Source organism: Glutamicibacter sp. St.4D3 (genome assembly GCF_059728615.1).
The window spans coordinates 231,104-258,011 of sequence record NZ_AP039380.1; the positions used below are offsets into that span (position 1 = coordinate 231,104).

The 26,908-nt window shown below is 67.5% G+C and carries 19 protein-coding genes and 3 riboswitches; of the genes, 12 read left to right on the top strand and 7 right to left on the bottom strand.

Annotation, left to right across the window (positions count from 1 at the left end):
• Positions 1-54: 54 nt before the first annotated feature.
• Entirely contained in the window at positions 55-1,449 is a 1,395-nt protein-coding gene (locus AC6I21_RS01170; protein ID WP_497762941.1) for a flavin reductase family protein, read from the bottom strand.
• Positions 1,446-2,750: an aromatic ring-hydroxylating oxygenase subunit alpha gene (locus AC6I21_RS01175; protein ID WP_497762942.1), complete on the bottom strand. Its 1,305-nt coding sequence runs from the start codon at positions 2,748-2,750 to the stop codon at positions 1,446-1,448. Before AC6I21_RS01175 ends, AC6I21_RS01170 begins: the two co-directional genes overlap by 4 nt.
• Positions 2,751-2,906: 156 nt before the next feature.
• Between AC6I21_RS01175 and AC6I21_RS01180 the strand changes: the two genes are divergently transcribed.
• From AC6I21_RS01180 to AC6I21_RS01190, 3 genes are all read left to right on the top strand, one after another.
• On the top strand, positions 2,907-3,839 hold the full coding sequence (locus tag AC6I21_RS01180; protein ID WP_497762943.1) for a LysR family transcriptional regulator: 933 nt from the start codon (positions 2,907-2,909) through the stop codon (positions 3,837-3,839).
• A gap of 110 nt (positions 3,840-3,949) precedes the next feature.
• A complete protein-coding gene (gene fdhA, locus AC6I21_RS01185; RefSeq protein ID WP_138925495.1) occupies positions 3,950-5,164 on the top strand; it encodes a formaldehyde dehydrogenase, glutathione-independent in 1,215 nt (404 codons plus the stop codon).
• A gap of 411 nt (positions 5,165-5,575) precedes the next feature.
• Positions 5,576-7,489 carry a BCCT family transporter gene (locus AC6I21_RS01190; RefSeq protein WP_497762944.1) on the top strand — a complete coding sequence of 638 codons (1,914 nt, stop codon included), beginning with the start codon at positions 5,576-5,578 and terminating at the stop codon, positions 7,487-7,489.
• A 139-nt stretch (positions 7,490-7,628) separates the two neighbouring features.
• Here the strand turns inward: AC6I21_RS01190 and acs are convergent, their stop codons facing one another.
• The 4 genes from acs to AC6I21_RS01210 form a co-directional block, all read right to left on the bottom strand.
• Positions 7,629-9,587: an acetate--CoA ligase gene (gene acs / locus AC6I21_RS01195; RefSeq protein ID WP_497762945.1), complete on the bottom strand. Its 1,959-nt coding sequence runs from the start codon at positions 9,585-9,587 to the stop codon at positions 7,629-7,631.
• A 32-nt stretch (positions 9,588-9,619) separates the two neighbouring features.
• Positions 9,620-10,444 carry an ABC transporter permease gene (locus tag AC6I21_RS01200; RefSeq protein ID WP_138174510.1) on the bottom strand — a complete coding sequence of 275 codons (825 nt, stop codon included), beginning with the start codon at positions 10,442-10,444 and terminating at the stop codon, positions 9,620-9,622.
• 3 nt (positions 10,445-10,447) lie between these two features.
• Positions 10,448-11,461 (bottom strand): aliphatic sulfonate ABC transporter substrate-binding protein, encoded by a 1,014-nt coding sequence (locus AC6I21_RS01205; protein WP_497762946.1) that lies wholly within the window; start codon positions 11,459-11,461, stop codon positions 10,448-10,450.
• A 91-nt stretch (positions 11,462-11,552) separates the two neighbouring features.
• Positions 11,553-12,380, bottom strand: a complete 828-nt coding sequence (locus tag AC6I21_RS01210) for an ABC transporter ATP-binding protein (RefSeq protein ID WP_497762947.1) — start codon at positions 12,378-12,380, stop codon at positions 11,553-11,555.
• 5 nt (positions 12,381-12,385) lie between these two features.
• Positions 12,386-12,496, bottom strand: a riboswitch (SAM riboswitch).
• Positions 12,497-12,760: 264 nt separating this feature from the next.
• Positions 12,761-12,850, top strand: a riboswitch (SAM riboswitch).
• A gap of 15 nt (positions 12,851-12,865) precedes the next feature.
• Here AC6I21_RS01210 and AC6I21_RS01215 point away from each other — a divergent pair.
• Positions 12,866-14,206: an acyl-CoA dehydrogenase family protein gene (locus tag AC6I21_RS01215; RefSeq protein WP_138925499.1), complete on the top strand. Its 1,341-nt coding sequence runs from the start codon at positions 12,866-12,868 to the stop codon at positions 14,204-14,206.
• 45 nt (positions 14,207-14,251) lie between these two features.
• Positions 14,252-15,655, top strand: a complete 1,404-nt coding sequence (locus tag AC6I21_RS01220) for an LLM class flavin-dependent oxidoreductase (RefSeq protein WP_138174502.1) — start codon at positions 14,252-14,254, stop codon at positions 15,653-15,655.
• Between the two features lie 91 nt (positions 15,656-15,746).
• Here the strand turns inward: AC6I21_RS01220 and ggt are convergent, their stop codons facing one another.
• Positions 15,747-17,588 (bottom strand): gamma-glutamyltransferase, encoded by a 1,842-nt coding sequence (gene ggt / locus AC6I21_RS01225; protein WP_138174500.1) that lies wholly within the window; start codon positions 17,586-17,588, stop codon positions 15,747-15,749.
• Positions 17,589-17,956: 368 nt separating this feature from the next.
• Between ggt and AC6I21_RS01230 the strand changes: the two genes are divergently transcribed.
• The 7 genes from AC6I21_RS01230 (at position 17,957) to AC6I21_RS01260 (ending at position 26,885) form a co-directional block, all read left to right on the top strand.
• Entirely contained in the window at positions 17,957-18,421 is a 465-nt protein-coding gene (locus AC6I21_RS01230) for an ASCH domain-containing protein (RefSeq protein WP_249354281.1), read from the top strand.
• Positions 18,422-18,816: 395 nt separating this feature from the next.
• Positions 18,817-18,907: riboswitch (SAM riboswitch) on the top strand.
• Positions 18,908-19,025: 118 nt separating this feature from the next.
• Positions 19,026-20,657: an ABC transporter substrate-binding protein gene (locus AC6I21_RS01235; protein ID WP_138174496.1), complete on the top strand. Its 1,632-nt coding sequence runs from the start codon at positions 19,026-19,028 to the stop codon at positions 20,655-20,657.
• An 11-nt stretch (positions 20,658-20,668) separates the two neighbouring features.
• Positions 20,669-21,625, top strand: coding sequence for an ABC transporter permease (locus AC6I21_RS01240; protein ID WP_497762948.1), 957 nt, complete (start codon positions 20,669-20,671; stop codon positions 21,623-21,625).
• 14 nt (positions 21,626-21,639) lie between these two features.
• On the top strand, positions 21,640-22,530 hold the full coding sequence (locus tag AC6I21_RS01245; protein WP_138174492.1) for an ABC transporter permease: 891 nt from the start codon (positions 21,640-21,642) through the stop codon (positions 22,528-22,530).
• Positions 22,531-22,546: 16 nt separating this feature from the next.
• The gene (locus AC6I21_RS01250; protein WP_249354279.1) at positions 22,547-24,172 is read left to right on the top strand and encodes an ABC transporter ATP-binding protein; all 1,626 of its coding nucleotides are present in this window, start codon (positions 22,547-22,549) and stop codon (positions 24,170-24,172) included.
• A gap of 70 nt (positions 24,173-24,242) precedes the next feature.
• Complete coding sequence (locus AC6I21_RS01255; RefSeq protein WP_138174490.1) at positions 24,243-25,466, top strand: acyl-CoA dehydrogenase family protein; 1,224 nt, start codon at positions 24,243-24,245, stop codon at positions 25,464-25,466.
• The gene (locus AC6I21_RS01260) at positions 25,467-26,885 is read left to right on the top strand and encodes an NtaA/DmoA family FMN-dependent monooxygenase (RefSeq protein WP_138174488.1); all 1,419 of its coding nucleotides are present in this window, start codon (positions 25,467-25,469) and stop codon (positions 26,883-26,885) included.
• The last annotated feature ends 23 nt before the right edge of the window (positions 26,886-26,908 follow it).

Here is a 26,908-nt window from a genome sequence, read left to right on the forward strand (position 1 = left end):
CGTTTGCCATCCGACCCTGTTGTCCTCCCGCGAGGATCGGGGGTACGGACCGGATCAGGCATCGATGACCAGGTCCGTGCTCGCGGTGGAGCAACAGGGCAGGAATTTTCCGGCTTCGATTTCCCGGGCCCGGATCCCGCCCTGGTGGTTCATGTCCACCTCACCGGAGAGCTTGATGACCTTGCAGGAGCCGCACATGCCCTCCTGGCAGTTGGCCCCGATGCGCACCCCGGCCTGTTTGGCGACCGGCAAAATCCGCTGGTCGGGGTCGATGCGCACCTTCAGGCCGGACTTGAGGAAGGACATGGTCAAACTGCCTTCCCCGACGGTGGCAAACTCCTGGGGGTCCGTGGGCGGTGTGCCGCCAAGGTCCGGTGGCGGCCCGGGCGCCGCATCCGATGCGGAACCACGCCCGCCCTCCTCCGTGGGCAGGGCGCCGGGCGGGTTTCCCGGCGGCGTGGCTGGCGCCGGGTCGTACAGGCTTAGGTTCTGCTGTTCGAATTGGGATTCGGGCGCCTCGGCCATTTCCCCGGCCAGGTCCTCGGCATATGCCAACTCCTGCTGGTATTCCAGGCGGGTCTGCCGGCCCCCCGAGAAGAACTCCATGTGGATGGAGGTGTCGTCAACCCCCACCTCCAGCAGCAATTGGGCCGCGTTGTTCAGGTACCCCTCTGGGCCGCACGCATAGACGTGGCGGCCGTTCGCGTCCGGGGCCACCTGCTCAATCATGTGGCAGGTCAGCCGTCCCAGCATCCATTCCCAGTCCCCGGGCACGGAGCGGTCCCCCAGGGAGTAGTACACCGTGATGCGTTCATCGACCGCCGCAATGTACTCCAGTTCCTTGGCGAATCCGAACCCGCCGGGTTCGGCTCCGTGGTACAGCACCACGACGTCGGCCTGGCCGGGCAGGGCGTGGATGGTGCGCACCATGGAGATGATCGGGGTGATGCCCGCCCCGGCGGCCAGGAAGAGAAAGCGCGCGCGGCGCTCGGCGTCGGGCAGGTGGAAGGCGCCAATCGGGCCGAGCATCTCTAGCACGGTGCCCGGGCGCACGTGCCGGTGCACCCACGGGGAGACCAGACCCTGTTCCTCGCGCTTGACGGTGATGTTAAAGGTCCATGGTTCGGTGGGCGCACTGCAAATCGAATAGTTCCGGTCGACCGGTTCCTGGCCTTCCCCGTGAACGGGAAAGGCGATGTTCAGGTACTGGCCGGAGCGGAACGCCAGCGGGGCCCCGTCGGTGCGGCGGAAGACGAAGGTCATCATGCCCCCGGCCTCGGGGATCGTTTCCACGCATTCGGCGCTGAATTCCTGCGGGTGCCATGGGCTCAGGGCGCGGGCGGCACCGGCGGCCTGGTTCGTGGCCCGCAGCATCCGGTTCCAGGGCATCTCCAGGCCGCGGATGCGCTGGATGCCGGAGGCGCGGATGCTCGTGGTGGTGACCGTCATGCCAGATGCTCCCGCATCCGCTGCACGTACCAGTTGATGAACGCCTCCACCTGGTACTCGCTTTTCATGTAGGGCCCGGGCTCGTAGGCGGGACTGGCGGCACCGGCCTGGCACAACTCCACGAAGGCCTTGTCCTGCAGGTTGGTCTGCTTCCAGGTGTGCGTCAGGGACTCCACCTCGTAATCCACCCCGGCCTGCGCGTCGTCGGCCACCAGCCAGGTGGTGCGCACCAGGGTCTGGTGTTCGTTGATGGGGAAGACCGCAAAGGTGATGACGTGGTCAGCAAGCAGGTGGAACCAGCTGTTGGGCTGAATGTGCAGCGAGCAGCGGCCGAGGCGGAAATCTGGGAGGTCGCCGAGCAGTTTCTTGGACAGCCGGCGCCCGGTGGGCGAGAAGGATTCGCCCTGTCCGTCCAACGGTTCGCGCGAGACGCGGAACCCGGCCACCCGGGTATCCAACTCCTCGATGACCGCATAGGGCAGCCCATAGCGTCGGCAGCGTTCCTCCAGTGCGCCCTGCGCCTGTTGGTTCCGGTCCCAGACCTCGACCAGGTGCGGCGGCACCGTGCTCTCATTCAGGCCCCAGGTGGGGAAGAGCGCGCAGGCCAGCTCCGGGTGGCCATCGCAGTGGTAGCACTCGCGGTTGTTCTCCATCACCAGTTTCCAGTTGCCCTGCTCAACAATGTTCTGCTGGTAGGCCACCTTGGTGCGGGACAGGTCATGGGGCGCGAGGTAGGGCTCGAAGACGGCCGCGGCCCGGTCAAAGTCCTCGGGCGGCTCGGGGGACAGGCAGACGAAGATCAGTCCGGCATAAACCCTGCTGTGTGCCCGTTTCAGCGCGAAACAGCCCTTGTCGAAATCCACTTCCCCGGGGGCCGAGGCGTGAATCAGTTCCCCGTCCTGGGAGTAGGTCCAGGAATGGTAGCCGCACACCAGGTTGCCGGTCGAGCCGGAGGCCTCGGTCAGCACCCGCGCGCCGCGGTGTCGGCACACGTTGTGCAGGACGTTGATTTGCCCGTCGTCCTTGCGCAGGATGATCAGCGAGCTGGGGCCGAAGTCCACGGTGATGTAGTCCCCGGGCTCCGGGATTTCCGCGACACTGGCGGCGTAGAGCCACTGGGTGCCGAAGATCCCCTCCATGTCCAGGGCGAAGAGGGCCGGGTCGGTGTAGAACGGCGCATTGAGCGAATACCCCGAGCGGCGCCGGGCGAAGAGCTGGCGTATTTCCTCCAGCTGCCCGGCCGGCAGGGCGGTGGCAAGGCTGCCGCGGGCCGTGCGCGGCGCATTCATCGAAACAGACATGGGCGGTTCCTTGGAAGGGGGGCGGAAGGGGAGCCTGTCAGCGGCCGCGGTGTCGCGGGGACCGCAACGTGAACGGATGTTGTACCGATCACATTAGATGCTGTGAAAGTGCAATAAAAGCGCAAAAAACTGCCGATCATCGTGCACAATATCCGCATGATCGATGCCCGTCTCCACACGCTGCGCGTGTTCGCCACCTGCGGCACCGTGGCGGCCACGGCCGAGCTCACCGGCTACTCCCCGTCGGCGGTCTCCGCGCAGCTGCGTGAGCTGCAGCGCTCGCTGGGCATTGAGCTGCTGGTCCGTGACGGGCGGGGCGTGCGGCTCACCGCGGCCGGTCGGCACCTGGTGGCGGGTTCGGATGACCTGGTCGCGCAGTGGGAGGGGCTGCGCGCCGCGGCCCTGCGCGCCGATGAGCAGGTGCCGGCGCAGTTTGGCTTGGGCGGGTTCTCCAGTGCCGCCGCGCAGCTGCTGGCCCCGCTGGCCGCCGCGCTGCGCGAAACCCGGCCCGCCCTGGCGGTGCGCCTGATCGAGGCCAGCCCGGCACGCTGCTACGAGCTGCTGGTGGCCGAACGCATTGACCTGGCGGTCGTGGTGGCCATGCAGGCAGACACCGTGGGGGAGGAGGACCCCCGCTTTGAGCAGACGTTCCTGCTCAACGATCCGCTGGACGTGTTGGTCCCGGCCGGGCATCGGCTGGCCGAGCGGGTCTCGGTGCGCCTGGAGGAGCTGGCCTCCGAGCCCTGGATTACCGACACCGTCGGATCCACCTACCGGGCGCTGTTTACGGCGGCCTTCACCGCGGTGGGCGCCACCCCGCGCATTGCCCACGAGTCCCTGGAGTGGGAGACCATGATCGCCTTCGTCGGTGCCGGGCTCGGGGTGGGCCTGTTGCCGCGGCTGGCACCCATCGGTGGGCATGAAAATGTGCGCAGGCTGCGACTGACCGGGCCAGGACGCCCCACCCGACGCATCGTCGCCGCCGCGCGGCGCGGCAGCATGGACTCCCCGCTGATTGGTCAATGCCTGCAGATCCTGCAGGGGAGGGCGCGCAGCATCCTGGATGAGCGGCTGGACGAGGAGACGTAGGTCGACCAGTCCGCGGAGCTCACCCTTGACACCCCCTGTGACGCAGAGCACACTGTTGCTAGGTTGGACTCATTTATCCAACTTATATTTAACAAAGCGGAGGTTCTCAGGTGGGAAACAAGGCAGTGAGCTACGCAGGACCGGGCAAGGTCGAGGTCATCGACACCCCCTATCCGGAATTCGTCCTGCGCGACGGGCCCGGGGTGCACCCAGACAACGTCGGACGCAAGGTGGAGCACGGGGTGATCCTGCGAACCATCGCCACCAACATCTGCGGTTCGGACCAACACATGGTGCGCGGACGCACCACCGCCCCCTCGGGCCTGGTGCTCGGGCATGAAATCACCGGTGAAGTCATCGAGGTGGGGCGGGACGTCGAGTTCGTCAAGGTCGGGGACGTCGTCTCGGTGCCGTTCAACATCTCCTGCGGACGGTGCCGCAACTGCAAGGAAGGCAAGACCGGCATCTGCCTGAACGTGAACCCGGACCGTCCCGGCTCCGCCTACGGGTACGTGGACATGGGCGGCTGGGTGGGTGGCCAGGCCGAATACGTGCTCGTTCCCTACGCGGACTGGAACGTGCTGAAGTTCCCCGACCGCGACCAGGCGATGGAGAAGATCCTGGACCTGGCGATGCTCTCGGACATTTTCCCCACCGGGTACCACGGGGCCGTGGGCGCCGGGGTGGGTGTGGGATCAACCGTGTACGTGGCCGGCGCGGGCCCGGTGGGACTGGCCGCCGCCACCTCCGCCCAGCTGCTGGGCGCCGCGGTGGTCATCGTCGGGGACCTGAACGCCGACCGGTTGGCCCAGGCCCGCAGCTTCGGCTGCGAAACCGTGGACGTCTCCCAGGGCGACCCCGGTGAGCAGATAGAACAGATCCTGGGCGTGCCGGAGGTGGAGTGCGGGATCGACGCGGTCGGGTTCGAGGCCCGCGGCCACGGCCACGAGGCGGCCACCGAGCAGCCGGCCACGGTGCTGAACTCGCTGATGGAGATCACCCGCGCCGGTGGCCACCTGGGGATCCCGGGGCTGTACGTCACCGGGGATCCGGGTGCCGCCGATGAGGCGGCGAAGGTCGGTTCGCTGTCGATGCGCTTCGGCCTGGGCTTCGCCAAATCCCACACCTTCGTCACCGGACAGTGCCCGGTGATGAAGTACCACCGCGGGCTGATGCACGCGATCCTGGCCGACAAGGTGTCCATTGCCAGGAACGTGAACGCAACGACCATTTCCCTGGATGAGGCCCCGGCCGGGTACGCGGCCTTCGACGAGGGGGCGGCACAAAAATTCGTGCTTGACCCGCACGGCCTGATTCGCGGCTAAACGCCGAAGGCGGGCGCAATGCGGGGGCGCGGGGGCGGGGAGGCGAGGAATTTCACATCCCCGCCCCTGGCACTGCATGGCACAAGGGCAAAAAGCGTTCTGGTGGGAACGGGATCGGGGGCAAAAAAGACCGTGGGGCTTGACCTGACTTGCCTGCATCCAACAGTATTGAACGCAGACCCTAGGGCCGCGGTGGGCCGTGTTGGCCGTTGTCGCATGCATCTGAACGGCGGGCTCGCCGATCTTCGAAGCGCCGCCGTTTCCGGCCCCTGCCGTCTGCCGGCCCGCCCGACTGGGGCCATGCAACCGTTCCGCTGCCACCGCCTGGCAGCCTGCCGCCCGGAGCGCGCTGCCGCCGAGTCGATGATTTCCCCGTCGGCAGCGCCATCCTGCCAGTGAAGGAAGAACGTAATGAAGCCAAGTGATCAATCGATCCAGGAGCTCGTGGGTGAGCTGCACACAGCTCGCAAACGCCGCCCCCGGAAATACACCGCCTCCGGCACCGACTACTGGGTGTTCGGCATTGCCGGCTGCCTGGCCCTGGCGTTCATCGTCTGGGGGTTTGTTTCCCCCGAGGGCCTGGGCGCAGTGGCCGGCAAGGCACTGGATTGGGTGATCACCAACACCGGCTGGCTGTTCGTCATCGCCGCCTCGGTGTTCGCGGTCTTCGTGATCGTGCTCGCTTCGAAGAACTTCGGGCGCATCCCGCTGGGCAAGGACGGGGAAAAGCCCGAATTCAGCACGGTCTCCTGGATCTCGATGATGTTTGCCACCGGCATGGGCATTGGCCTGGTGTTCTACGGGGTGGGCGAACCGCTGTTCTTCTACATGTCCCCGCCGCCGGGAACCGTGGAGGGGCAGACCGATGCGGCGCTGAGCACCGCCATGGGCACCACCTTGTTCCACTGGACGCTCTACCCGTGGGCGATGTACGCCATTGTGGGCCTGGGCATGGCCTACGGCAGCTTCCGCCTGGGCCGCCCGCAGCTGTTCTCCTCCATGTTCTCCTCGATCTTCGGCGAGCGCGCCATCCACGGTTGGGGCGGACGCACCATCAACATCCTGGCCATCCTGGCCACGCTCTTCGGCTCGGCCTGTTCGCTGGGCCTGGGCGCCCTGCAGATCGGCGGCGGCATCCAGGCCACCGGCGTGATGGAGAACGTCGGCTCGGGCATCCTGGTGATCATCATTGCCATCCTCACCGCCCTGTTCGTGGCCTCCGCGGTCTCCGGCATTGAGCGCGGCATCCAGTGGCTGTCCAACACCAACATGGTGCTGGCCCTGGTTCTGGCGCTGATTGTCTTCATCGGCGGCCCGACCCTGTTCATCCTGAACGTCATCCCGAACGCGATTGGCGCGTTCATCCGCGACCTGCCGGAAATGGCCTCGCGCACCGCGGCCTCCACCGACGGGACCATGGCCGACTGGCTTTCGTCCTGGACCGTGTTCTACTGGGCATGGTGGGTGTCATGGACCCCGTTCGTGGGTCTGTTCATTGCCCGCATCTCCCGCGGACGCAGCATCCGCCAGTTCGTCACCGGCGTGCTGCTGGTGCCCTCGACCGTGACCCTGCTGTGGTTCGCGATCTTTGGCGGCGGCGCAATCGGCCTGCAGGAACGTGCGCAGCGTTCGGGGGATTCGAGCCAGGCGCTGGCCAGCATCGTTGACGGCGCCCCGGACATCAACTTCGACCTGGTGCTCTTCGACCTGCTGGAGAAGCTGCCGGTGCCCGGCTGGGTGGCGGTGGTGCTGATGGTGGTCACGGTGCTGCTGATCGCGATCTTCTTCGTCACCGGCGCCGACTCGGCCTCCATCGTGATGGGGGCGCTCAGTGAGCGCGGGGCTGAACACCCGACCCGCAAGTCCGTGATCTTCTGGGGCATCGCGGTGGGCGCCGTGGCGGCGGTGATGCTGCTGGCCGGCGGGGACCACCCGGCGGCGGCCCTGAACGGGCTGAAGAACATCACGATTGTCTCGGCCCTGCCCTTCGTGCTGGTGATGCTGCTGCTGTGCGTGGCCATCTGGAAGGATCTGAGCCGCGACCCGCTGGTCATCCAGAACAAGGTGGCCCGTGAGGTGCTGGAGCAGTCGGTGGCCGAGGGCGTGGAACGCCATGAGGGCGGGCACTTCAGCCTGATGACGACCGAAATCGACATCATCACCATCGAACGGGCCCCGGCCCCGCACGACACGATCGTCTACGAGGAGGGGCAGCAGCCGCCGGCCAAGCCGGTGACCGATGAGGACCGTCCCGACCCGGAAGGGGAGAACCCGCGGACCGGGGACGATGACCCGCAGTCCGATGGCACTGATCCACGGAAATAGCCGGCCCACCGGCTAGGCACCGGCCGGGCGTACGCCCCGGCAGGCACCACAACGGCCTTGCCCCGCCCCGCGCAGCTCACTGCGTGGGGCGGGGCAAGGCCGTTGTTCTCCAAGAGGCTCAGGCCAGCGGGCCCGGCGCCTAGCGGTGGCGGCAGATTTCCTCCAGCTTCGCGATGCATGGCTCGTTTTGCAGGCTGGTGGTGTCACCCAGTTCGGTGCCCTGGAACAGCTGGGTCAGCAGCCGGCGCATGATCTTTCCGGAGCGGGTCTTGGGCACGTCCGGGACCAGCACCACGTCCCGCGGCTTGGCGATCGGGCCGATCTGCCGGCGCACGGTCTCCCGCAGCTCTGCCACGAACGCCGCGCGCCTCGCCGCGGTGGCCGCATCCGGTGCGGCCGCGACCAGCGACTGGTCCAGCGGCACCACGAACGCGGTGGCCGCGTGCCCGGTGGTGGCATCCGGGGTGGGGCACACCCCGGCCTCCACGACGCCCGGATGGGTGACCAGCGCCGATTCGATTTCAATGGTGGACAGCCGGTGCCCGGAGATGTTGATGACGTCATCGGTGCGTCCCAGGATCCAGATGTCCCCATCCGCATCGAACCGGGCCCCGTCCCCGGCCAGGAACCAGCCCTGCTCGGCGTACTGCTTCCAGTAGCTGGTGTAGTAGCGCCGCGCATCACCCCACACGGTGCGGGCCATTGCCGGACCGGTGCGGGTGATGACGATGTTGCCCTGTTCGCCGGGGGCCACACGTGTTCCCTGGGCGTCCACGATGTCCACCGCGACCCCCGGGGTGGCTCGCGCGGCACAGCCGGGCTTGAAGCCGGTGTCGGTGGGCCGCGGGGAGAGGATCGTCGCCCCGGACTCGGACTGCCACCAGGTGTCCACCATGGGGATGCCTTCGGCGGTGTTGCGTCCCACTTCGGTGCGCAGCCACCGCCAGGCTTCCGGGTTCACCGCCTCGCCCACGGTGCCGCCCACCCGGATGGAGGACAGGTCATAGTGTGCCGGGATGCCGTCGGGGAACCAGCCCATGAGCGAACGCACCAGGGTGGGGGCCGTGTAGTAGCTGGTGACCTTGTAGCGTTCGATGATCTCAAAATGCCGTCCCGGGTGCGGGGCGTTGGGCACCCCCTCGTAGATCACCTGGGTGACCCCGTTGGCCAGCGGACCATAGATTTCGTAGGTGTGGGCGGTGACCCAGGCCAGGTCCGCCGTGCACCAGTGCACGTCCAGCTCGCGCAGCGCCGGGTCCGGGTTGGCGAACAACAGGTTGTGGCTGTAGGCGGCCTGGGTCAGGTAGCCGCCGGTGGTGTGCACCAGCCCCTTGGGCTTGCCGGTGGTCCCGGAGGTGTACATGATGAACAGCGGGGTTTCGGCGTCAAACGCCTGGGCCTGGTGCTCGGTGGGCTGGCTGTCCACCAGCTCGTGCCACCACACGTCCCGTCCCTCGGTCCAGGCGATGTCGCACCCGGTGCGCCGGATCACCAGCACGTTCTCAATGTTGTTCTCCCTGGCCACCGCCGCGTCCGCGTTGTCCTTGACCGGGACGGCGGCGCCGCGGCGAAACTGGCCGTCCGTGGTGACCAGCAGCTTCGCTGCGGTGTCCTCGACCCGGAACTTCAGGGCCGCGGCGGAGAACCCGCCGAAAACCAGGGAGTGGATCGCGCCAATGCGGGCGCAGGCCAGGGTGATGACCACCGTCTCCACCAGCACCGGCAGGTAGATGACCACCCGGTCACCCTTCCCGATCCCCAGTTCGGTCAGCGCGTTCGCGGCCTGGCATACCCGTTCGGCCAGTTCCCGGTAGGTGACGGTCTCCCGGTCCCCGGGTTCCCCCTCGAAGTACAGGGCCACCTTCTCACCGCGGCCGGCCGCCACATGACGGTCCGCGCAGTTCACGGCGGCGTTCAGCGTGCCGCCCAGGTACCAGGAAATCTGCGGGCCGCGTTCGGCGGCGGGGTCGGCGGCAACGATCCGGGAGGTGGTGTGCCATCGGGTGTCCCAGTCCAGCAGGTTCGCCGCTTCATCCCAGAAGCGCTGGCGGGTGGCTTCGTCGGTGCTTTCCTCGGAGGTCAGGTCGATGGTTGTCATCGAAGAAAATCCTTTACACGTGGTCGCGGGCCCTAGGCCCAGCGGGCAATGGCCTTGCGTTCGGCGATGGACAGCAGGGCATCGGTGAGTTTGCCAAAGATCGCCAGCAAGATGATGGTCAGGATCAGGCGGTCAATGCGCCCATTGTTTTGGGAATCGGTGAGCAGGAACCCCAGGCCCATGGAGGCGCCGAGCAGTTCGGCCGCCACCAGGAACAGCCATGCCTGGGCCAGGGCCAGGCGCAGCCCGGAGAAGATGGCGGGAACCACGGCCGGCAGCTGAACGGTGCGCAGCAGGCGCAGGCCCCGGTAGCCAAAGGAGCGGGCCGCCTCCACCAGCTGGGGATCCACGTGGCGCAGCGCCAGGGAGACGGTGGTGAAGACCGGGAAGAAGGCGCCGATGATGATCAGGGTGACCTTGGAGTCCTCACCCATCTTCATCCACAGCACCAGCAGCGGAACCCAGGCCAGTGACGGGACCGCGCGCAGCGCCCCGATGCTCAGGCTCAGCAGGGCATCGGCCAGCTTCGATAGTCCCACCAGGGCACCGAAGACCAGGCCCAGCAGCGAACCGGCGGCAAAGCCCAACAGGACCCGCTGGGCGGAGATGCCTATGTGGGTCCACAGCTCACCGCGCTCCAGCAGGTCAACGGCGGCGGTGATGACGGAGGCCGGGGTGGGCAGCGCATAGGAGGGCACCAGTCCGCTTGTCGTGGCCAACTGCCACGCCACCAGGACCAGGGCGGGGACAACCAGGCCCACTAGCCAGTGCGGGAGCCCCAGCAGTGCGGCGAGCAGTCCGGCGCGCGGGGCATCGGCTTGTGTGGTGGCCGGCTGCTGGTCAACAGGAGCGGTCATCGCCTATTCACCCGCAATCTGTGAGGCATCGGCCTGCCGGGCAAACTGGTCGTCAACCAGGGTGTCCAGTGCGGCGTCCACCTCGGCTTGGCTCTTCACATCGCCGCTGTCGACAAACACCGGCCCAATGTTGCCCAGCACCTGAACGAACTTCTCGTCCGGGACCGCCGCCACGTCGAGGTTGGATCGCTCGGAGATGACCGTGTCGGCGACCTGAGCGTCCAGTCCGGCGACATCGGCCAGGATCTGCGCGGTTTCCTCCGGGTGGCTGCCGGCCCACTGGCGCGCCTTCTCATAGGCGTCAACCACGGTCTGCGCCACTTCCGGGCTGTCCTTGAGGAAGTCCTCGCGGGCGTTGAGCGCCCCATAGGTGTTGAAGTCCAGGTTGCGGTACAGCAGGCGTGCACCGTCCTGTTCGGCGGACGCCATGATCGGGTCCAGTCCGCTCCAGGCATCCACCGAGCCGTTGGCCAAAGCGGTGCGCCCGTCGGCGTGCTGCACGTTCTGCAACGTGATGTCCTTTTCCCCCAATCCCGCCTCCTGCAGGGCCTGCAGCAGGAAGAAGTAGGGGTCGGTGCCCTTGGTGGCCGCGACCTGCTTGCCCTTCAGGTCGGCGACCGAGGAAACCGGTGAATCCTTGCCCACGACCAGTGCTGACCATTCGGGCTGCGAGTACAACGCGATCGTCTTGATCGGGGAACCGTTGGAGCGGGCCAGCAGGGCGGCGGAGCCGGCGGTGGAACCCACGTCGATGGCGTCCGCACGCAGTGCCTCGTTGGCCTTGTTTGACCCGGCCGACTGGATCCATTCGACGCTGATGCCGTCGTCGGCCAGCGCATCCTCCAGCCATCCCTTTTCCTTCAGCACCAGGCTCAGGGGGTTGTAGGTCGCATAGTCGAGGGTCAGGGTCTCACCGGCAGCGGCGTTCTCCCCGGCGCAGCCGCTGAGGCTGCTCGCGGCCAATGCGACGGCGGCGAAGGTGAATGCGCAACGGCGGGACAGGGTGAATTTTGACATGGGAATCCTTAGCGGGTGGGTTCGGCGGCGCACGGGAGTAGGCCCGGACGCAAGGGTGAGGGGTGGACAGGAAGGCGACGCGGCGCGGGGGTTAATGGCCCGACGGGTCGACACCGAGCAGCTGCAGCAGATGCGCGCGCTGGGTGGTGAATCCGGAACCCGTCCGGTTGCGGGGCCTGGGGGAGTTCAGGATCAGGTCCTCGATGACCCCGGCCCCGTTCTGCTTCTGCTCCGCGTTCGGCCGCCGGTGCCCCAGGACAATGACGCGGTCGGCCAGGCTCAGGGCCTCGTCCACGTCATGGGTGACCATCAGCACCGTGGTCGGGAACGAACGGTGGATGTCCAGCAGCAGATCCTGCATTTTCAGGCGGGTCAGGGCATCCAGCGCGCCGAACGGTTCGTCCAGCAGCAGGACCCCGGGGCGCCGTGCCAGGGCGCGGGCCAGTGAAACGCGCTGGGCCATGCCCCCGGAAATCTCGCGTGGACGAAGTTCCGCCGCGTGGGTGAGTTCGGTCAGTTCCAGCAGCTCGGCGATCAGCTCGCGGCCGGCCTGGGCTGTCAGCTGCGGAGACAGGCCCAGGGCGATGTTTTGGCGCACCGTCCGCCACGGCAGCAACCGGGGTTCCTGGAACGCCACCGCACAGCGGTCATCGATTCCCTCCACGGCGTGGCCGCCAATGCGGACCTGGCCGACACTGGGGTGATCCAGGCCGCTGACGGTGCGCAGCAGTGTGGACTTGCCGCAGCCGCTGGCGCCGAGGATGGCCACCACCTGACCGGCGGTGATCTGCAGGTCGATGCCTGACAGGACCGTGCGGGTCTGCCGGCCTGCGGTGAACGAACGCCCCAGGTTGTGGAACTGAACCGATCGGGCAGTGGATGGCGCCACGGGTGTGGGCGACACAAGGACAGTACTCATTGTCATCTCCATCGCTTCTGGCGTTAGCACCGTCCATGCAGGAAGAGGCCTTCTCCCCGTCATGGTGGTTGCTGCGGCGTCAACGAGCCAGATCTCTCGGCCGCTCGGGATGGTTACGCCACCATGTAATCGTCCCGAACGGATGGAAGGCAAATCGTTCGTAATGTGACGAATCTTCGAAGCGTACGTTTCCGGGGCCGGTAATTCTGGTATTTCTTTGATCCCTTGTGGATTCTGCATCATTCTGCCGCTTGACGGGGTCAGGCTGTAACGTCTTGCCCATTCGCGCGATCCGGGCGTTCGACGTCATCTGCGCTTCATGCCCCGAAATATGACGGCCGGCCTTGAGCCGGCTTCGTCACCGCCGGTACAAATGAGATGAACCATCCAGAGCGGCCGAGAGATCTGGCTCCACGACGCCGCAGCAACCACCCCATGCGGGCCGGTGCTACCGCCAGGACCGATGGAAGAATTGAGGCTCTTGCATGTCATTCGGCGAACCCCAACCGGACTTCAACACGCTGTCCGACCCTGCCCAGGCCCCTGCCGGCAACGCCGTGGATCTGGACCAGCATCCCGAGCAGCTGCCCGAGCGGCAGCTGCTGAAGATCACCCCGGGGCCTGGGGCCGACGAACAATATGAACGCCTGGCCGCCACCTTCCGACCGGTCTTCGCGCAAATCGCCGAGGGCGCAGCCCACCGGGACCGGGAGCGCATCCTGCCCTTTGAGCAAGTGGGGCTGCTGAACCGGGAACGCTTCGGGGCCCTGCGCGTCCCGGTGGACCGCGGCGGGTACGGTGCCCGCATGTCCGATGTCTTCCGCCTGCTGATTGAACTGGCCGAAGCCGACTCCCACATCGCCCAGCTCTGGCGTGCCCACCTGGCCTTCGTCGAAGACGTGCTGGCCTTCGAGGACCAGTCGCTGCAGGCCAAATGGCTGGAGCGGATCTCCGCCGGGCACATTGTGGGCAACGCCTACACCGAACGCGGCGGCAACCGGCTGGGCAGTCTGAACACCACGGCCACCGAGCACGAGGGCCGCTGGTTCGTCACCGGGGAGAAGTACTACTGCACCGGGACCATCTTTGCCGACTGGACCATGGTGGCCGTGGCCCACCCGCAGCTGCCCGGTCGGCAGATCGCCGTCGTGGCCACCCAGCATTCCGGGGTGCGGATCCTGGATGACTGGGACGGGTTCGGCCAGCAGCTGACGGGCACCGGCACCACCACGTTCGAGCGGGTCCCGGTGGACAGCTTCATCCCGCAGCATGAGAACGACACCGAATCGGCGATCTTCCAGCTGGTGCTGCTGGCCGTGCAGGCCGGCGTGGCCCGCGCGGCGCTGAATGACCTGCGCTCCTCGGTCCAGCTGCGCACCCGCAGCTTCAGCACCGGCACCGGGGTCCCGGTCCGCCACGAACCGCAGGTCCTGCAGGTCGTGGGGGAGGTCTCGGCCGAGGTATTCGCCATCGAGTCGGTGGTGATGGGCGCGGTGCTGGAGGTCGAGGCCGCCCTGGCCGACGCCAACCTGAGCCCCGCCGAACGCTATGCGGTGTGCGAGTTGGCCGCCAACCGCGCCCAATCGGTCACCCAGCCGCTGACCATCGGGGTGACCAGCAAGCTCTTTGACCCGCTGGGCGCCTCGGCCACCAAGGCCAGCTGCAACATGGACCGGCACTGGCGCAACGCCCGCACCATCGCCACCCACAACCCCGCCATCTACAAATCCCGCATCGTGGGCGACTACGAGATCAACGCGGTGCCCCCGGTGCGGCTGAACGCCACCGGGGACGTCCCCGCCCCGGGTCAGGTCAGCTTCCGCTAGTCCCGCCCGCCACCATCGAATCAAACCCCTGAAAGAAGGACCGCCATGAGCCGCACACCCCGCGAAATCCTGTTCAACGCCTTTGACATGAACTGTGTCGCCCACCAGTCGCCCGGACTCTGGCGCCACCCGCAGGACCAAGCCGCAAGCTACAACACCCTGGGCTACTGGACCCACCTGGCCAAGGTGCTGGAAAAGGGCAAGTTCGACGGGCTGTTCATCGCCGATGTGCTGGGCACCTATGACGTCTACAACGGCACCAACGAATCCCCGCTGCGCACCGGTGCCCAGGCCCCGGTCAACGACCCGATCCTGCTGGTCTCCGCCATGGCCGCGGTCACCGAGAACCTCGGCTTCGGCATCACCGCGGGCACCGCCTACGAGCACCCGTACCCGTTCGCCCGCCGCCTGGCCACCCTGGACCACCTCACCGGGGGCCGGGTCGGCTGGAACGTGGTCACCGGCTACCTGCCCTCCGCCGCGCGCAACATGGGCCAGGAAGACCAGATGGAGCACGACGAACGCTACGACCACGCCGATGAGTACCTGGAAGTGGTGTACAAGCTGCTGGAGGGCTCCTGGGAAGATGACGCGGTCAAGGCCGACAAGGTCAGCGGCATCTACACCAACCCGGAGCAGGTGCACCCGATCAACCATGAGGGCAAGTACTTCAAGGTTCCGGGCATCGCCATCACCGAACCGAGCACCCAGCGCACCCCGGTGATCTACCAGGCCGGGGCCTCCAGCCGCGGGGTGAAGTTCGCGGCCGAGAACGCCGAGGCCGTCTTCGTCACCTCGCCGACCCGGGAAATGCTCAAGGCCACCGTCACCAAGATCCGTGACGCCGCCGAGGCCGCCGGCCGGGACCGCTACGACATCAAGATCTTCGCCATGCAGACCATCATCACCGGCCAGGACTCGGCCACCGCGCAGGCGAAGTACGAGGACTACAAGTCCTACGCTGACGTCGAGGGGGCACTGGTGCTGATCTCCGGGTGGATGGGGGTGGACCTCTCGGCCTACGACCCGGACGACGTGATCGGCTCGAACGTGAAGTCCAACGCGATCCAGTCTTCCGTGGAGACCTTCCAGAAGGCCAGCGGCGACGAGGGCTCACCGTGGACCATCCGGCAGCTGGCCGAGTGGGTCGGCGTGGGCGGTTTCGGCCCGATCACCGTCGGTTCGGGCGCCGAGGTGGCCGAGAAGCTGATCGACTGGGTGGACTACACCGACGTGGACGGGTTCAACCTCGCCTACGCGATCACCCCGGGAACCTTTGAGGACATCGTCGAGTATGTGGTTCCCGAACTGCAGGCCCGCGGCGCCTACAAGACCGAGTATGCCGAAGGCTCGCTGCGCAACAAGCTCTTCGGTGCCGGCGACCGGGTCAAGGACACCCACCGCGCCGCCCAGTACAAGATCGCCAACCGCCTGGCTGCCGCCCGCTAGCGGCCAGCGGTGAACAGGGCGGCGCGGCCGCGGAAAAACCCGTCACTGGTCTTTCCGCGGCCGCGCCGCCTTCGGTGTGGATGCGCGGGAGCTACTTGTGCTTCTTGTGTCCCTTCAGCTGCTTCACCACCATCGCCGAGCCGCCCCCGCGCCGGGTCGGTTCGGCCGCGGCGGTCAGCTTGCCCCGCGGGCCGATCTCCACGGCCGCCACCGCACCGATCTCCGCCTGCGGGGTAAAGGAATCCCCGGACGGCACGAACTGGTGGCCGAAGGGCTCCAGCATCCGGGCATCATCGGCAATGAACTCCGGTTCGGCGGTGACCGCGGTAGTGTTGCGCTGTGAGGCGCGCGGCGCGGCAATCGCCTCGGGAAGCTCCATGCCCAGATCCACGCGGTTGACCAGGGTCTGCAGCACCGTGGTGATGATCGTCGAGCCGCCCGGGGAGCCAACCGCCAGCACCGGCTTGCGGTCCTTGAGCACAATGGTCGGCGCCATGGAGGAGCGCGGCCGCTTGCCCGGCTCGATGCGGTTCGGGTCGGCCGGATCGTAGACGGTGGAGAAGTCGGTCAACTCGTTGTTGAGCAGGAACCCGCGGCCCGGCACCACGATGCCCGAACCGCCGGTCTGTTCAATGGTCAGCGTGTAGGACACGACGTTGCCCCACCGGTCGGCCACCGACAGGTGCGTGGTCGAGATGTTCTCCGTGTCCTTCTCCTGCGCCACCACACCGGCTTCGGTGGGGCACCGCCCGTCATAATTGGCGGCATCGCCCGGCGCTACCGGTTTCACGGAGGCGCGCTGCGGATCCAGGGCGCAGGCCCGCTCGGCCCCGAAGAGTCGGTCGGTCAGCTGGCGGGTGGGCACATCGACGAATGCCGGATCCCCGACGTATTTGCCGCGGTCGGCAAACGCCAGGGCGCTGGCCTCCAGGTAGTGGTGCAGCGCGTCGGGTCGCGGCATCGTTGAAAGCTGGAACCGATTCAGGATGTTCAGGGCCTCGCCGACCGTGGTGCCCCCACTGCTGGAGGGGGCCATCCCGTAGACGTCCAGGCCGCGATAGTTCACCCTGGTCGGCTTCTGCTTCACGACCTTGTAGCGTGCCAGGTCCGCGGCGGTCATGTGGCCGGCAGGCACGGGCAGCTCGGTTCCCGGCACCACCGGCGGGGCCTGCACGGTCGCGGCGATCTGCTCGGCGAGCTCACCGCGGTAGAACGAGTTGATGCCACGGCGCGCAATCATGCGATAGGTCTTGGCCAAATCGGGGTTCTTGAACACGGTGCCCACCTTGGGGGCATCCCCTCGGGGAAGGTACAGCTTCCTGGTGGACTCGAAGGCCTCGAACCGCTCCTTGTTATCCAGGGTTTGCTCGCGGAACGTCTCATCCACGACGAAGCCGCGCGTGGCCGTCTTGATGGCCGGCTGCAGGGCCTTTCCCAGGCTCATCGTTCCCCAGCGGTCAAGTGCCTCATCCCAGGTGGCCAGCGTGCCGGGCACGCCCACGGACACCCCGCTGGTCACCAGCTCCGGGGTGAAGGGGTAGGGGCTGCCGGTCTGCGGATCAATGAAGGCGTCGTGGGGCATGGCGGCCGGGGCGGTTTCCCGACCGTCCAGCGTGCTGATCTTCCGGGTGTCGGCGTCGTAGTACATGAAGTAGCCTCCGCCGCCAATGCCAGCGCTGTAGGGTTCGGCGACTCCCAGTGTCGCGGCGGCGGCCACCGCCGCGTCCACGGCGTTGCCGCCGCGGCGCAACACGGAAATCGCCGCGGAAGAGGCCTCCGGGTCGACGGTGGCCACGGCGCCACCGTAACCGGTGGCGGTGGCTTGCTTCTCGGTTTGGCGTGGTTCCGCCTGGGCCGGCGCCAGACTGAGCGCGGTCAAGCCCAACGCCAGGCTGATCGCGCAGGCTGGGGCGCGAAGTGATCGTGGGTGCACAGCTACCCGCTCCTTGGGGGTTGATGGGTTCTGACCCCCTCAAGCTAGGCGAAGTGCACCACATCCAATGGAAGTGAGACGCATCACATTCCAAAAGTTGTGGTTGCCCTGAGGAACCGGCTTTCGGCGCAGTGCCTCCGGGGCGGGGCAGTCCTTCGGAGAGGAGCCAGCGGTTTCTGCGCACGAAGCACCATATGCCTTTCCCGCCGATTTTTGCGCGCAACCTTGGTTCCGGGCAGAGGCAATGAAAGGCCCCTGTGCAGCGCCGGCCCATGGCGGAAAGCACTAGGCTTGGGGCCATGGATTCCTCGGCCTCCCGGCTCCCGCCGGTCGACCTCGCGCGGGCAAGACAATTGTGGGGCGACTATGTGCTTTGGGCAGGGGGCGGGGTCCTGCGACCCGAGGTGTTGCCTGTCGTTGACTACTTCGGGGACAGTCCCGCATTGGCCGATGCGTTGCTGCGCGCAGTTTCCGACGGGGATAAGCGCGCAACCTCGAGCCTGGAGAACGAGTACACGGCAAGCGGTGAACCGTTGCCGGAGGCAGGCGCCTATTGGCTAGCCTGCGATTCCACCGGTACGGCGCGTCTCATCCTGCAGACCACCGAGGTCACCTTGGCGGCCTTTGACCACGTGGACGCCGATTTCGCCTTTGCCGAAGGGGAGGATGACCGCTCGTTGGCCAGCTGGCGCCGCGAGCATGAGAAGTACTGGCGTCGCACCCAGCGGGCTGCTGGACACCAATGGGATCCGACCCTGACGTCGCAGCCGGGTTTCCGGGTCGTGCTTGAGCGTTTCGTTGTCGCCTGGCCTATGGGCCCCGGCAGGGCGTAGCCCCCAGCGGTTTTTCCGCGCCGGTGGATCTGCCGGCTCGTGGATGAGGAATCTGCACAGGGTTTCACAGGGCTCCAACTGCGGGACAAGGCCAAGCCGGCCCGGCCCTGCGGCTGCTGCACGGTACTGCCCCCGGTCCGCGGAGGCGTGTAAAACCCGCGCCACCCACTACAGCGGGCGCGGTGGCACCGGCGCCACCCTGCCGGAGGAATTGTCAAGGATCTGCGGTTTTCGCCTTCACACAATGACTTACCGGCGCGTGTGACCCCATTGTTACGGTGCTGCCGAGCCTTTGTCGCCTCCTCGGTGGCGATGTGACGTCGATGTTTCGTCATGGTTGGTCACATGAATGTCCCCGCCGCACACTGAAATCACCCGGAACACCCACCGGAACAACACCATCCAGAGCGACTGAGAGACCTGGCTCGTTGACGTCGCAGCAACCACCCCGACGGGGAGCGGTGCTAAGGCCAGGACCGATGGAGATTGCTAGATTTCGCAACGGTCCCCGCACACGGGCGGATGTCTGCCTGTTTTGCCTCCCTTCGCGGGAGGGACCTGAATTCAGCGTGCTCCTCGGGCTAAACCGAGAGGAACACGGATTATGCGGCCACCACGTTTGGCGCTGAAAGCCACCGCACTGCTTGCGGCCCTGGGGCTGTCGTTGACCGCATGCGGCGGCAGCGGCGCGGCAAGCCCGAACACCGAGTCGGCACAGCCAGCCGGCGACCCGGTGCAGGGTGGAACCCTGACCTACGCCGAGGTCACCCCCATCGACAACTGGCAGACCCAGGCGGCCCGGTTCTACGAGAAGGCCAACGTGCTGAACTCGGTGCTGGACCGGCTGACCTATTTTGACGCCGAGCAGGGCAAGCTGGTGGGGTGGATCGCCAGTGACTTCACCTCCAACGAGACCAAGACCCAGTACACGTTCACCATTCGTGACGGGGTGACGTTTTCCAACGGCACCGCACTGGATGCCAAGGCCGTCAAGGCGAACCTGGACGCGCTGGGACTGGGCATCAAGGATGCGCAGATCCAGCCGAACGTGGATTTCTCGGCGTACAAGTCCTCCAAGGTGCTGGACGGGAACAAGGTCCAGGTCACCCTGAAGCGTCCGGACGCCAACTTCCTGCGCGCCACCTCCTCGGTGACCGCCGGGCTGGTGGCCCCCGAAACGCTGAAGCTGGACAACGCCGGGCAGTCGGCGATCTCCAAGATCGTGGGTTCCGGACCGTTCGTCTTCGCCTCGGAAAAGCCCGATGAGGAAGTGGTGTTCAGCGCCCGCGACGACTACGCCTGGGCTCCGCAGGGTGCCCAGAACCCGGGGGCTCCCTACCTGGATGAGCTGGTCATCAAGTACCTGCCGGAGGTTGCACACCGTGCCGGAGCCGCCCAGTCCGGGCAGGTGGACCTGGTTCGGGGATTGCAGCCGGTGGATGAGCAGGTGCTGAAATCCGGCGGCGGCCAGGTGTTCGCCGCGCAGGGCGTGGATTTGACCACCAACAACGCCTCGGTGCGCATTGGCTCCGGGCAGCTGGCCGACGCCAAGGTCCGCCAGGCGCTGCAGGTGGGCATCGACCGCCAGGCGCTGAAGGACACCGTGCTTTCGGACAGCTATGTGATTTCCGCATCGATTCTGAACCACAAGGCCCCGGGCTTCGTGGACTTCTCCGCGGAATTGGCCTACGACCCGGCGCGGTCCAAGGAGCTGCTGGATGAGGCCGGCTGGGTTCCGGGACCGGACGGGATCCGGCAGAAGGACGGGAAGAAGCTGGAGGTCACCGTCGCCTCCTCGAACAACTCGGTGGTCATCAAGCCGGCCTTCGAACTTATTGAGCAGCAGTGGCGCGAGATCGGGGTCAAACTGGTGAACCGGGCAGCGGACAACACGTTCCTGACCAGTGCCCTGGTCGATGACAAGGTCGAATTCTTCGGCACCCGGCAGTTCGCCTACGGCGGGCTGGGGCCGGTCTTCGGGCCGGCGAACAACACCCAGACGCTGAACGCGGACGAAGAGTTGAACGAACTGTTCACCCGGGAACAGGCGGCCACCACCGAGCAGGAGCACCTGAAGCTGATCGGTGAGGAACAGCGTGCCCTGGTGCTGGACAAGGCCCTGACCCTGGTGCTGTGGGATGAGGTCCAGGTCTACGGCGCGCATTCGGGCACCCACGTCGACTTCACCTCCGGCACCGCCCCGATCTTCCAGGGCGCCTGGAAGAGCGGCAAGTAGGGGAGGGAAGCATGGGCGGATACATTGCCAAGCGCGTTGGCCAGGCCCTGCTGGTCATCTGGCTGGCCTACACCGCGGTTTTCCTGGCGGTGCAGGCCCTGCCGAATGACCCGGTGACCATCTTCCTGTCCACCGACGCCGCCGCGGACCCGGCCACCATCGCACAGCTGAAGGCCCACTACGGCTATGACCAACCGCTGATCACCCAATACCTGGGGCAGCTGGGCGCGCTGCTGCGCGGGGACCTGGGCTACTCGCTGTCCTCCGGGGCGCCGGTGGCCGCCCGGATCGGGGAGGTCATCGGATCCACCCTGGTCCTGGCCGGCAGCGCCTTCGTGCTGGCCGTCCTGCTGGCGGTGGCCCTGGTGGCCGCGGCCACCCTGGCCCGTGGTGAGCGGCTGCGCCGGGCGCTGTTGAACCTGCCGCCGCTGTTCATTTCAATCCCGGTGTTCTGGCTGGGCCTGGTGCTGCTGCAGCTGCTGGCAGTGCAGCTGGGGGTGATGTCCCTGTTCCCGGACGGTTCGGCGCTGTCGCTGCTGGTGCCGATCCTGGTGCTGGCCCTGCACCTGAGCGCACCGATCGCCCAGGTGCTGCTCAAGAGCGTTCAGCAGGTCTCGGCCCAGCCGTTCGTGGACGTGCTGCGCGCCAAGGGGGCCGGGGAGTCCTGGATCTTCTACCGCCACACGCTGAAGAACGCCGCCCCGGCCGCGCTGTCGATTGCCGGGATCACCATCGGCACCCTGCTGGCCGGCTCGGTGATCACCGAGACCGTGTTCGCCCGCGCCGGACTGGGGCAGCTGGTGCTGCAGGCGGTCACCGTCCAGGACATTCCCCTGGTGCAGGCTCTGGTGCTGCTCACCGCCGCCACCTTCACCGTGGTGAACCTGCTGGTGGACCTCATCCACCCGCAGCTGGACCCACGAATCATTACCGCCCACGCCGGCTCGGCACGGGCCCTGGCTGCCTGAAGGGACAAGGGATCATGAGCGTACTGACCGAACAGAACACCACCCCGGCCGGGCTGCCGGTTCCGGAGCCGGCACCAACCACCGCGGCGCCAGCACCGGGCCGCCCGGTGCGCCGCTGGCTGGGACGCTGGTGGATGCTGCTGCCGCTGGGCCTGCTGCTGGCCTGGGCGCTGGTGCCCGGCGCGTTCAGCGCAGCGGACCCGATCACCGGGATCCCGGCGCAGAAGCTGAGCGCCCCCAGCCCCGCCCACCCCTTTGGCACCGACCACCTGGGCCGCGACGTATACTCCCGGGTGGTGCACGGCACCGGGCAAACCCTGATGACCGCGGGACTGGCCTGCCTGATCGGTTCGGTGCTCGGCAGCGTGCTGGGCCTGCTGGCCGGCACCACCGGAAGGGCGGCGGACGCCGTGGCCATGCGCCTGGTGGACGTGCTGCTGGCGGTGCCCGCGTTCCTGATCGCGCTGATCCTGGTCACCGCCACCGAGCCCGGGCCGCTGTCCCTGGGCCTGGGGGTGGGGATCGCCTCGATCGCCGCGTTCGCCCGGCTGGTGCGCACCGAGGTGCTGCGGGTGCGCTCCCACGACTTCGTGCAGGCGGCACTGATGAGCGGCGGCGGCTACTTCACGGTGCTGCGCCGGCACATCCTGCCGCACGTGATCGGACCGGTGCTGGCCCTGCTCGCCGTGGATTTGGGGGCGGCGATCCTGGCCATCTCGGGACTGGGCTTCCTGGGCTTCGGCGCCCCGCCGCCCACCCCCGAATGGGGGCTGCTGATTTCCGAGGGACGCCAGTACCTGTCGGTGGCCTGGTGGCTGACCACCCTGCCGGGCCTGGTGATCGTCACGGCCGTCATGCTCACCGCCGCCCTGGGGCGCAGCATCAACCGCGCCTTCCGCTTCTAGGACAAGGACAGTGGACATGGAAATGAACGCCAAGAACACCCCCGCCGCACCGGTGGTGCGCATCGAGGACCTCACGGTACGCTACCCCGGCGGGACGGTGGCCGCCAACGGGCTGGACCTGCACATCCCCTCGGGGCAGATCCTCGCCGTTGTCGGGGAATCCGGGTCCGGCAAGTCGACCCTGACCAAGGCGCTGATCGGGCTGCTGCCGGCCGGCACCCGCGTCGAGGGGTCCATCCGCTTTGGCGGCACCGAGGTGACGAACCTGGATGTGCGCCGCTGGCGGGCCATCCGCGGGGCCGGTATCGGGCTGGTGCCCCAGGATCCGGGCTCCAGCCTGGACCCGGTGAAGACCATCGGCTCCCAGCTGATCGAGGTGTTCCGGCTGCACCCGCAGCGTTCGGTGCCCAAGGCCCAATGGCGGTCCCGGGCCGTCGAACTGCTGGCAAGCGTGGGCGTTGACCGCCCGGAATACCGGCTGGGCCAGTACCCGCACGAGCTGTCCGGCGGACTGAAGCAGCGGGTGCTGATCGCGATCGCCTTCGCGCTGGACCCGCAGCTGCTGATCGCCGATGAGCCGACCAGCGCCCTGGACGTCACGGTGCAGCGCACCGTGCTGGAGGTCTTCGTCTCCCTGGCCCGGCAAAAGGGCACCACGGTCCTGTTCGTGACCCACGACCTGGCGGTCGCCACGGACATCGCCGACCGGGTGCTGGTGATGAATTCGGGGCGGATCCTGGAGGACCGCAGCGTGCGCTCGCTGATCACCGAAAGCACCGAACCCTACACCCGGGCGCTGCTGGCCCAGGCCACCGGCAGCCGGCAGCGGCCCCAACCGGTCGCGCACGCAGACATCGCGATCGACGTGCAGGAGGTGTCCAGGACCTTCGGCCGCGGCGCCACCGCCCACCGCGCGGTGCACCAGGTCAGCTTCCAGGTCCCGCGCGGCACCACGTTCTCCCTGGTCGGGGAATCGGGTTCGGGCAAGTCCACGACCGCCAAGCTGATCATGGGCCTGCTGGATCCGCAGTCCGGGCAGATTCGGGTCAACGGACAGCGGGTGGGTGCGGCCCACGGCCGGCGCCGGCACCAGCTGTGGCGCCAGGCCCAGCTGGTCTACCAGAACCCGGACTCGGCGTTGGACCCGCGCCAGCGCATCGCATCGATCATTGCCGAGCCATTGCTGAACTACCGGCTGGGGGACCCGCGCTGGCGTTCCGGACGGGTGGCCGAGCTCATGGAGCAGGTCAGCCTGGCCCCTTCCCTGGCCGCGGCCCGCCCGCCCCAGCTCTCCGGCGGACAGCGCCAGCGGGTGGCGATCGCCCGGGCGCTGGCGTCCGGGGCCGAGATCCTGGTGCTGGACGAGGCGCTGAGCGCACTGGATGTGCTCACCCAGGAGCAGATCCTGGCCTTGCTCCAGTCCCTGCAGCGCGAGCACGGGCTGACCTACCTGTTCATTTCCCACGACCTGCATGTGGTGGAACGCATCAGCCACCATGTGGGGGTCATGCGGCGCGGGGAGCTGGTGGAGAGCGGCAGCGTGCACCAGGTGTTCACCGAACCGGCCCACCGCTACACCCGCACCCTGCTGGCGGCGAACCCCGGGCAGGTTCTGCGTGAACTGTGCCCTGCCGCCGGCTGAACCCGAGCCCGGCCGGGAAGCGCCCGGCCACCGTCGAACGACGAACTTCCCCCGTCACGAAAAGAGGAGCATGAGCACCCACGCCATCCAGGCCACCAGCGACGAAGCGGTCTACCAACGCCTGCTGGAACGCTTTCGCCCGGTCTTCACCCGCATCGCCCAGGGCGCCCGGGAGCGCGAACAACACCGTGAACTGCCCTACCAGCAGGTGGCGTGGCTCAAGGACGCCGGCTTCACGGCGCTGCGGGTCCCGGCCAGCCACGGCGGAACGCCGGTGAGCCACACCGACCTGTTCCGGCTGCTGATCGAATTGGCGGCCGCCGACTCCAACGTCGCCCACCTGCTGCGCAGCCACTTCTCTTTCGTGGAGACCATCGCGCTGCAGCCCGCCGAGTTCCAGGACCGCTGGTTCCCGCGGGTGCTGGCCGGCGAAATCTTCGGCAACGCCGCCACCGAACGCGGCGGCAACGCCCTGGGCGCCACGAACACTAAGCTGATCAACACCGGGGCCGGGTGGGTGCTGCGCGGGGAAAAGTACTACACCACCGGCTCCATCTTCGCCGACTGGGTGGTGGTGATGGCCTCCACGGACGGCGTGGAGGGGCGGCAGTACGCGGTCGTGGAACGCACCGCGCCGGGCGTGCGGATCCTGGATGACTGGGACGGCTTCGGCCAGCCGCTGACCGGCACCGGCACCGCCATCTTTGAGGATGTCCCGGTGCAGGAGCAGAACATCATCCAGCGCAAGGTCGCCTCCACCCTGGAACCGGCGTTCTTCCAGCTGTGCCTGCTGGCCGTGCTGGTGGGCATCGGCAAGGCGGCCCGTGGCGAGGCGGCCGGGCTGGTGGCCGCGCGCACCCGCACCTTCAACACCGGTTCCGGGGCGCTGTTCCGCGATGACGCACAGATCCAGGAACTGGTGGGGCGCCTGGCCGCCAATGTGTTTGCCGCCGAGTCGATTGTCATCACCGCCGCCCGGGAACTGGATGCCGCCCACGATGCGGCACTGGGGCTGGACGAGCAGCAGGCCTACCTGCGTGCCGAACTGGCGGTGCAGCAGGCCCACGTGGCCACCCCGAAGCTGGTGCTGGATGCCACCAGCGAGCTGTTCGACGTCACCGGCGCCTCCGCGGTGTCCACCAGCAAGTCGCTGGACCGCTACTGGCGCAACGCGCGCACCGTGGCCACCCACAACCCGGTCGCGTTCAAGGCCCGCTCCGTGGGGGACTACTTCATCAACGGCACCATCCCCACCGGGTTGAACTCCATTGGCGAAGCGAAGGGAAAGAAGTAAATGGGAACCTTTGACCAGCGACCGCGCCTGCTGCTGTCCGCCTTCTTGATGACCACCTCCAGCCACATCCTGGGCGGCATGTGGCGCCACCCGCAGGCCCAGCAGCACCGATTCCACGAACTGGCGCCCTGGGTGGACCTGGCCCGCAAACTGGAGGACGCGAAGTTCGACGCCATGTTCTTCGCCGACGTGGTGGGCCTCTATGGGGACCACGAGGGCGGCTGGGCCTCCCACGTGCGCAAGGGGCTGCAGGTGCCCAGTCACGATCCACTGGTGCTGCTCTCCGCGCTGGCCGCCGGCACCGGGCAGATCGGGCTGGCCATGACCAGCTCGGTCATCCAGGCCCACCCCTTCCAGTTCGCCCGCCAGCTCTCCACCCTGGACCACCTCTCCAACGGCCGGGTCGCCTGGAACATTGTCACCAGCGTCCTGGAAAACGCGCACCGCAACTTCGGGGGAGCCTCCCTGGTCGCCCACGATGACCGCTACAGCTGGGCGGAGGAATACGTGGAGGCCGCCTACAAGCTGTGGGAAGGCTCCTGGGCGGACGACGCGGTGCTGGCGGACAAGGCCAACGGGATTTACGCGGATCCGGACAAGGTCAGCAAGATCAACCACCGCGGCCAGATCTATTCCATCGACGGGCCGCACCTGGCCGTGCCCAGCACCCAGCGCACCCCCTTCCTCTTCCAGGCCGGTTCCTCCCCGCGCGGCACCCAGTTCGCCGCGACCCACGCCGAGGCGACCTTCCTGTTCGCTCCGCACCCGCAGTACGTGGCCAAGAAGGTCGCCCAGCTGGAGACGAACCTGCAGGCGGCCAGGCGCCGCCGCCAGGACCTGAAGGTGTTCGCCGGGCTTTCCTTCGTGGTGGGCTCCACCGAGGCGGAGGCCAAGGCGCTGGAAGCCGAATACGACCAGTACCTGGACCCGCACGCGATCATCGCGCACATCGGCGGCGGGCTGGGAATCGACCTGGGCGGACTGGATCTGGACACCCCGCTGGGCCAGGTGCAGACCGAAGGCGCCCAGGGGGTGCTCGAAGCGGTGCTGGCCTCCACCCCCGGCGGCAACCCGACGCTGCGGGATCTGGCCCACTACCGGGCCAAGGCCCAGCAGCTGGTGGGAACCCCGGAACAGATCGCCGACCAGCTGGAGCAGTGGCAGGACGCGGGCATCGACGGGCTGAACATCATGAACCACGTGCTGCCCGGCTCCTACGACAACTTCATTGACGGGCTGCTGCCCGAACTGCGTCGCCGCGGACTGGCGCAAACCCAGTACACCCCGGGAAGCCTGCGCCACAAGGTGTTCGGGCGCGGGGACCGGCTGCCGTCAAACCACCCGGCCGCCGCGTACCGCGGGGCATTCACGCACTCCAGCGCCGTCAGCGGCCAACCGGAGCAGAACCTGGTCCCGTAGCCGGACACAAGACCCGGGTAGCG